This window comes from Mesorhizobium sp. M1E.F.Ca.ET.041.01.1.1, assembly GCF_003997355.1.
Classification (GTDB): Bacteria; Pseudomonadota; Alphaproteobacteria; order Rhizobiales; family Rhizobiaceae; genus Mesorhizobium.
Map to the genome: position 1 here is coordinate 1 of NZ_RZSL01001002.1, position 1,350 is coordinate 1,350.

Consider the following 1,350-nt stretch of genomic DNA (forward strand, 5'->3'; position numbering starts at 1 on the left):
TGCTTATCCTGCAACGTTGACGATTGGCGAAATCAGCGAAGAGAGCGCCCCTCTCCCCGTCACTATACGGGGAGAGGATGCCGGCAGGCAGGTGAGGGGCGGCGCAGGCGCCCGAAAGGAAACGACTGCCCCGCGGCCGGGGCCCATGTCTTAAAGTCCCGGTCGCGCATCTTGTTGCGTCAACCTTTCCTTAACCGTGCCCAAACGGATCGCCGGATTGGCCCAGCACGCCGCTCCCTGATCGTTGACATTCGAACAAAATTAGAACAAATTACGAACATACCAACAACAGGAGAGAGTTATGGCCGATCTGGTTCAGGATGTCGTCTCGCTGGTTTGCATGAGCACCTTCCTCATTTCCATGGCGATCTGGATTGGCGCCATGTGATCAGGCGGCTCGCCGCCCTTGTTTCGGGCGGGCCAAAAGCCCGTCCTTGGGGCGGGCAAGAGCCCGCCCATTGTTAAGCTTTTCTTGGCCGCGCCGCCGTTAGGCTGCTTCCAAAGACAGGGAGCAAGGGCAGTGTCGGTCATCGCCACGGTCACCCTCGTGGCCGGAAATCTCGGACTGATCTTTCTGCTGATGACCGCGCCGCTCGGGCTGCGCACGGTTACGGTCAGCCGCGTCATCGAGGCCGATCGGAAACGCCTCTGGCAGGCGCTGTGGCCGTTCGGCGGCGACGCCGGCTGGTCGGGTGAAATCCTATCCGCCGTACCCCTGGACGGCGAGGGCGCGGCGCTGATCAAACTGTCCTGGGAGGGGCGGGATGGTCAACCGATCGAACGCAAGGCTCAGTTTCAGGATGTGGTGGAAGGCAGCCGCTTCTCGATGCGCGTCGTCGAGGACACGGCGCTCGATCCCTCATTCTGGGCCAACTATCGTGAAACCACCGAGCTCGTCCGCGAAGGCGACGCGACGCGGGTGACGCTTACGCAAACAGACCGCTATCGCGGCGTCGCCTTCCTGGTCTTCCGCTACTTCGCCATGCGCCGCGAACTCGCCAAGCTGCAGGTCTGGGCGAGAACCGGAACATATCGCAAGGGCGGCTGGTTCGAGCATCCGGTGAGCCAGATCGGCTTCGCCGTGCTTTCGACCTTCATCCTGTGGCCGTTCTTCGGGCTCAACCCTGGCGGGCTGGCGCTGGCCGCGATCCTGACCTCGGTGGTGGCGCTGCACGAGCTGGGTCACATGGCGGCGTTCCGCCTGACCGGGCATCGCCGGGCGCGGATGATCTTCATCCCGCTGCTCGGCGGCATCGCCATCGGCGGCAGGCCCTATGACAGCCGCTTCGAGGTGGCCTTCGTGGCGCTGATGGGGGCGGGCTTCTCCGCCTTCCTGGTGCCCGTCCTGAT

Annotated in this window: 1 protein-coding gene; it reads left to right on the forward strand. The window is 63.6% G+C overall.

Annotated features, from left to right (window positions below; genetic code table 11):
* Positions 1–520 precede the first annotated feature (520 nt).
* Positions 521–1,350 (forward strand): site-2 protease family protein (locus tag EOA38_RS36795; RefSeq protein WP_127301519.1); only part of this gene is annotated, 830 nt, incomplete at its 3' end.